The following is a 7,110-nucleotide window of genomic DNA, read 5'->3' on the forward strand; positions in this document are numbered from 1 at the left end:
GATCATCTCCCCCCCCACCGGCGAGCACCCCGAACCTGTGGGGGCCGGCCGGGTCACGACCCGACCGCCCCCCGCGGCAAGCGAGAAGCGCCTACCGCCTCAAACGACCGTGCAGGCAGAGCCGTTGAGGGTGAACGACGTCGGCCGCGGATTGGTGGATCCCCGGTTCGCGTTGAACCCGAAGGTCACCGTAGCCCCCGCGGCCAGTGACGGGCTCCAGCTCTCGCCCGTAGCCGTCACCACCGTGCCCACCTGCGCCACCCGGGCCGACCAGCCCTGAGTCACGACCTGGCCCGCCGTGTACGACCATTGCAGGCTCCAAGCGCTGACCGCCGTCGTGCCCGTGTTGGTCACCGAGACCGACCCGGTGAAGCCGGCGCTCCAGTCGCTCGTGGAGTACGCCACCTTGCAGCTGCCGCCCGGCGGTGTGTCCCCGGCCGAGGTGGTCACCGCCAGCGCCGTCGAGCGGGCCGAGCGGTTGCCCGCCGCGTCCCGGGCCGCCACCGTGAACTCGTAGCGGGTCGCCGCGTTCAGGCCCGTCACCGCATAGGAGGTCGTGGTGGGCGAGCCGATCAGGGTGCCGTCGCGGTAGACGTCGTAGCCGGCCAGGCCGCTGCCGCCGGTGTCGGTCGAGGCCGGCCAGGTCAGCGTCAGGCCGTTCGCGGTCACCGCGGTCGCGGCCGGGGTGCTGGGCACGCTGGGTGCGGCCGTGTCGGCCGGGGTGCTGCTGTAGGTCAGGCCGTAGCCGTACGCGAACAGCGGCGTCTTGCCGTCCCCGTCGTTGATCGGCTGCTGGCTCGCCGACTGCATCCAGGTCATCGGGAGCTTGCCGGTCGGCGCGTAGTCGCCGAACAGGACGTCGGCCACGCCGGCGCCTTCACTGCCGGGCAGCCAGGCCGCCACCAGGGCGTTCCAGTTCGGCAGCTCGGTGGCGATGTCGAGCGGGCGGCCCGAGACCAGCACCACGATCACCGGTACGCCCGTGGCCCGCAGCCGCGACAGCGTGGCCAGGTCGGTCGCGTCCAGGCTCATCGTGCCGACCCGGTCGCCCTCGCCCTCGGCGTACGGGGTCTCGCCCACGACGGCGATCGCGGCCCGGTACGTGTTGTCGATGCCGGTGCCGTCGCGCTGGTAGGTCACCGTGGCGTTGCTGCCCACCGCGCTGCGGATGCCCTGCAGGATCGACGTGCCGGGGTAGGTCGATCCGCTCGCGCCCTGCCAGGTGGTGGTCCAGCCGCCGGCCTGGTTGCCCAGGTCGTCGGCGCTCCTGCCGGCCACGAAGATCTTGCCGCCGGACTTGGCCAGCGGCAGCACGCCGCCCGCGTTCTTCAGCAGCACCTGCGACTTGCGCACCGCCTCGCGGGCCAGGGCGCGGTGTGCGGCGCTGCCGATCGTGGACGCGTACGTGCGGTCGGCGTACGGCTTCTCGAACAGTCCCAGCTCGAACTTCTTGGTCAGGATGCGCCGGTTCGCGTCGTCGATGCGGGCCATCGGGATCTGCCCGGCCTGCACCGCCGCACGCAGGTAGCCGAGGAACTGCTGCCAGTCGTTCGGCACCATGATCATGTCGAGGCCGGCGTTGATCGAGGCGGCCACCTCGGCCTGGGTGAAGCCGACCTGCCCGTCGATCTGGTCGATCGCCGCCCAGTCCGACACGGTGAAGCCGGTGAAGCCCAGCTCGCCCTTGAGCAGGTCGGTGATCAGGTACTTGGAGCCGTGCAGCTTGGTCCCGTTCCAGCTGCTGAACGAGATCATCACCGAGCCGACGCCCCGGTTCACCGCGGCGGCGAACGGCGGCAGGTGCACGGCCCGCAGCTCGGCCTCGGTGAGCTGGGTGTTGCCCTGGTCGGTGCCGCCGGTGGTGCCGCCGTCCCCGATGTAGTGCTTGGCCGTGGCCAGCACGGACGCCGGGCCGTTCAGCGCGGTGCCCTGCAACCCGTCGATGACGGTGGTCATCGCCGTGGCGATCTCCGGCTTCTCGCCGAACGACTCGTACGTGCGGCCCCACCGGTCGTTGCGGGCCACGCACACGCACGGGGCGAACGTCCAGTCCTGCCCGGCGCCGGTGACCTCCTCGGCGGTGGCCCGGCCGATCCGCGCGGCCAGGTCCGGGTCGCGGGTGGCGCCGAGGCCGATGTTGTGCGGGAAGATCGTCGATCCGAGCACGTTGTTGTTGCCGTGCACGGCGTCGATGCCGTAGATCATCGGAATCTGCAGCGGCGTGGCCAGCGCGCCGCGTTGCAGGTTGTCGTACATGTCGGCCCAGGCCGCCGGGGTGTTCTGGGCGGGGCCGGAGCCACCGCCGGAGAGCACCGAGCCGACCCGGTACTGGGTGAGCTGGGCCGGGCTGATGACGGCCCGCTCGGCCTGGGTCATCTGGCCGATCTTGTCGTCCAGGGTCATCCGGGCGAGCAGGTCGGTCACCCGGGTCGCGACCGGCAGGGCCGGGTCCTGATAGGGCAGGACCGCGGCGGACGCGGGCGGTGGCCCGAACGCCGCCAGGGCGGTCACGGTGGTCGCGGCACACAAGGCCGCGCGGAGGGCAGTTCGCATGGGGTCCTGTCTCTGCTGGTGGGGAACGAAGCTCAGGCGACGGTGCAGGCGGAGCCGTTGACGGCGAAGGCGGTGGGCCTCGGGTTGGCGCCGGTGTGGGTGCCGTTCATGCCGAAGCTCACCGAGGCGCCCGCGGCCACCGCGCCGTTCCAGCTCGCGTTGGTGACGGTCACCTGCGTACCGGTCTGGGTGGCGGTGGCCGACCAGGCCTGGGTGATCTTCTGTCCGGCGGTGTAGGCGTAGGTCAGCGACCAGCCGTTGAGCGGCGCGGTGCCGGTGTTGGTCACGGTGACGTTCGCCGTGAAGCCGGCACTCCAGTCGGTGGTGCTGTAGGCGACCCGGCACGGCCCGCTCGGCCCGGTGCTGGGCGTGACCGACGGCGTGACCGACGGCGTGACGGACGGGGTGGCCGACGGCGTGACGGACGGAGTCGCGGACGGCGTGACCGAAGGCGACGGTGACGGCCCGGTGCCGGGCTCGTTGCCCCACACCCGCGTCGTGCCCTCGTAGAGCGGGACGCCGGTGTTCGCTCCGGCGGCCGCCTGGTACGACGGGTCGTCGGCCGGATCCCACGTGCCGCCCTCGACCACCCCGATCTTGAGCTGCACCTCCATCCGGTGCGCCGACTGCCCGGCCGGGGCGATGGTGTAGCCGGTGCAGTCCACCTCGACGTACCAGACGTCGCCGGCGTACTGCTTGGCCGCGGTCGGCCCCGGGCACCCCTGGGTGTACGGCGTGCTGACGGTCAGCGCGGCGTCCCCGTCACGGGTGAAGTAGTAGCGGAACTTCGCGGCGGTCAGAGCGCGAGCCGGGAAGGCCGACTTGTTGTAGACGATCACCTTGACGCCGGTCGAGCGGGTCTCGTTCTGCATCACCGTGGTCTCGACCGACAGCTCCGCCAGGTCCGGCTTCTCGGCCTGCGGGAAGTTGGCCGCCGGGGTGCCGCCGTACTCGCCGTAGAGCCGGGCCACCGCCGAGGTGAAGCCGGCGTTGTAGTCGGTGGCGACCTCGTTCATCACGTAGTCGCCGCGGCTGTCGGTGTACGCGTCGTCCGGCGCCGACGGCCCGCCCACCAGAGCGCCGTACAGCACGTGCCGGGTCTGCTCGGGCACCTGCTGGCTGTCCCACCAGGACCCGTGCGCGGTGCGGTGGTGCGGGTTCTTCGGCGCGTTGGCCCCGAAGCCGATGACATAGCTGGACTTGCGCGGGTTGGCGCCCAGCGCATAGTCGATCTGCTTGACGGCGAACTCGTGGTAGCGCGTCTTGCGGGCCGCGTCGGCCAGGTGGTCGCTGTGCACGAGCGCGACGAAGGCCGTGTTGGCCGCGTACCGCAGGGCGCCCCAGGTGTCCACGACGACCATGCCGCCGGGGGAGGTGCGGACCTTCTCGCCGTTGACCCCGACGGTGAACCAGTCCAGCCACCGGTTGGCGTCGTCGAGGTACTTCTGCTTGCCGGTCAGCTGGGCCAGCAGCACGTAGGTGCCGTACTGCTTGTTGTCCCAGGAGATCGTCCACTTGTACATCTTGGTGCTGGTCTGGTTCTCGTTGCCCTGCGCGTCGTACCCGGCCTCGGCCTTGGCCAGGTAGGCGGCGTCGCCGGTGGCGCGATGCAGCCAGATCGCGCCCCACACCAGCTCGTCGGCGTAGCCGCTCCAGGAGCGGTAGAACGACGTCGCGTCGGTGATGCACTCGTGGTAGTTCTTCCGGACGGTGTCGGCGAAGGTGTAGAGCTGCTTGGCGTGGGTGAGCAGCGTGTCGGCGTACCCGGGATCGGTCGCGCGGAAGACCATCGAGCTGGCGGCCATGGCGGCCGCGGTCTCCGCGGCCAGCTCGGTGCCGCCGCAGCTGGCGTCGATCTTGTACGCGGGCCGCGCCATCGGCAGCACCTCGGCCGGTCCCCACCACTTGTGGTCGGCGTCGCCGTTGCCGACCTGCCCGTAGAGCACGTTCGGGGCGGGGTGGGCCTTGATGAAGTAGTCGTTGGGCACCCGCAGGTTGTTCAGCAGGTGGGTGAGCTGGCCCGAAGCGGCGTAGGCGTCGCGGTTCTCCACCGCGCCCCAGGCCAGCATGGTGGTGGTGAACGCCATCGGCAGGCCGAACTTGACGTGGTCACCGGCGTCGAACCAGCCGCCGGTCAGGTCCAGGCCGACGTCCGAGCCGTCGCGCAGGGCCGAGTCGCCGCGCCAGGAGACCCGGTTCCAGGCCGGTTTGCGCCCGGCGACCTGGGCCTCGTAGAAGAACAGGGACTTCTGCAGGGCCTCGCCGTAGCTGTAGGTGGGGGCGGCGGCCGCGCCGGAGGGCGCGGCCAGCGCGATCCCGACGGAGGCGAGCAGCAGGCCGACGAAGGACATGAGGAGATAACGGCGTGAGGGGGACAACGGTGGGCTCCTGTCCGGGGTATGGGAGCGCTCCCATATCGCTGTGCCTCGATTTAACCCGCAGATGACGAATGTGTGAAGCCCTGATTTCAGGGCGGCACATTCTTTGCATTGCAGTTGTATTGCCAAACGACTATGGTTGTCCCGTTGCAGTCGTATGGCGATGGCAGGGGGCCGGATGTCCGTGATCGCGTTGTCCGAGGTGCGGGCCGGCTCGCAGGAGCTGGTCGGCGGCAAGGCGGCCGGGCTGGCCGAGCTGATCCGGCACGGCGAGCGGGTGCCGCCGGGCTTCTGCGTCACGACCGAGGCCCACCGGCGCGGGGTCGTCCCGGCGGCCGAGATCCTGGCCGCGTACGAGAAGCTCGGAGCAGGCCCGGTGGCGGTGCGCTCCAGCGCGACCGCCGAGGACCTGCCCGACGCCAGCTTCGCCGGGCAGCACGACACCATCCTGGGCGTCACCGGCGCCGACGACCTGCTGGCCGCGGTCGAGGCGTGCTGGGCGTCGCTGCACAGTGCCCGGGCGGTCGCCTACCGCGAGGCCCACGGCATCGCCCAGGACACGGTCCGGATGGCGGTGGTCGTGCAGCGGATGGTCGACGCCGAGGTGTCCGGCGTGCTGTTCACCGCCAACCCGCTGACCGGCAACCGCACCGAGATGATGGTCGACGCCGCCCCCGGTCCGGGCACCACTGTGGTCGACGGCACCGCTCCGGTCGACCACTACGTGCTCGGACCGGCCACACCGGCGGCCGGTGGGTGCGTGCCGCCAGAGCTGCTCGAGCGCTTGTGCTCGGTGGGGGAGCGGCTGCAGGAGCGGGCCGGCGGTCCGCAGGACGTGGAGTGGTCGGTGGATCGCTCCGGCACGCTGTGGCTGCTCCAGTCGCGGCCGATCACCACCTTGTTCCCGCTGCCGCCGCGGACCAGCCCGGAGCCCCGGGTGTACGTCGAGTTCGGTCACGTGCAGGGCATGCTCCAGCCGGTGACGCCGATGGGCCTGTCCACCCTCAAGGCCCAGATCGCCGGCATGCTCGCGGCCCTCGGCGTCCGGGCGGAGATCGTCGACATCGGCGGGCGGCTCTACGGCGACCTCACCGACCAGGCCCGCCACCCGTCCGCCCGCAAACGCCTGGTCAAACTCATGGCGGTCGACTTCGGCCCCCGCGCCCAGGCGGCCATGGCCTACGTACTCGACGATCCCCGGTTCGCCCCGCGCAAGGGCGCCGCACCCCGCGCCGCCACGCCGTCGCTGCGCGTAGCCCTACGCGCGGTCACCGGCATCGTCGGCGCCCTCGCCCGCCCCGAGGCTGCCCGCGCCCGGTTGGGCCGGGCCGTCGAGCAGTTGCGGCTCGCGGCAGCCCCGGCCGGGGAGCTGCACACTGCCGCCGACCGGTTGCGCTACCTCCGCGACAACGGCTCGGGCGACGGCGCCGACGCCATCACCTGGCCGATCGTGGCCGGCATGCTGGCCGCCACCCTGCCGCAGCAGCTGCTCAAGGGCATCGCGACCGCGGACGAGATCCACGCCGTGCTGGCCGGCATGCCGCACAACGTCACCATCGAGATGGACCTCGCCCTCTGGCGGCTGGCCCAGAGCGCCCGGCAGCACCGCGAGCTCCTGCTCGGCACGCCGCCGGCCGAGCTCGCCACCCGCTACCTGGCCGGCGAGCTGCCGGAGCTCGGCCTGGCCGCGTTTCTCGACCGGTACGGCCACCGCGGTGTCGCCGAGGTCGATCTCGGCGTCCCCCGCTGGTCCGAGGACCCGGCGCCGGTCTTCGCCATGATCGCCAACTACCTGCGGGTGACCGACGCCGAACAGGCCCCCGACCGCCGGTTCGCCCGGGCCGCCGCCACCGCCGAGGCCACCCTGACCGACCTCGTCGCGCGGGCCCGCCGGCGCCGGCCGGTGCGGGCCCGCCTGGCCGGTTTCCTGCTGCGCCGGGCCCGTTCGCTGGCCGGCCTGCGGGAGACGGGGAAGTTCGCCGGCCTGTACCCGCTGCGGGAGATGCGCCGCCAGCTGCTGCTGCTCGGCGCCGACCTGACCGCCACCGGCCGCCTCGACCGGCCGGACGACATCATGTTCGTGACCCTCACCGAGGCCGGCACCGACGCCGATCTGCGCGAGGTCGCCGCCGCCCGCAAGCTGGTGCACGAGCGCGAGTCGCGGCGCCGGACGGTCCCG

At 72.2% G+C, this 7,110-nt stretch carries 3 protein-coding genes; 1 reads left to right on the plus strand and 2 read right to left on the minus strand.

What is annotated here, in order from left to right:
• Positions 1-99: 99 nt before the first annotated feature.
• Together AB0C29_RS11705 and AB0C29_RS11710 are read right to left on the minus strand one after the other, a co-directional pair.
• Positions 100-2,553 (minus strand): glycoside hydrolase family 3 N-terminal domain-containing protein, encoded by a 2,454-nt coding sequence (locus tag AB0C29_RS11705; protein WP_360818767.1) that lies wholly within the window; start codon positions 2,551-2,553, stop codon positions 100-102.
• Positions 2,554-2,585: 32 nt separating this feature from the next.
• On the minus strand, positions 2,586-4,904 hold the full coding sequence (locus AB0C29_RS11710; protein WP_360818770.1) for a glycoside hydrolase family 9 protein: 2,319 nt from the start codon (positions 4,902-4,904) through the stop codon (positions 2,586-2,588).
• 205 nt (positions 4,905-5,109) lie between these two features.
• On the opposite strand from AB0C29_RS11710, the gene AB0C29_RS11715 reads away from it, so the two are divergent.
• Positions 5,110-7,110 (plus strand): PEP/pyruvate-binding domain-containing protein (locus AB0C29_RS11715; RefSeq protein ID WP_360818773.1); only part of this gene is annotated, 2,001 nt, incomplete at its 3' end.

The organism is Actinoplanes sp. NPDC048791 (genome assembly GCF_040650095.1).
GTDB lineage: Bacteria > Actinomycetota > Actinomycetes > Mycobacteriales > Micromonosporaceae > Actinoplanes.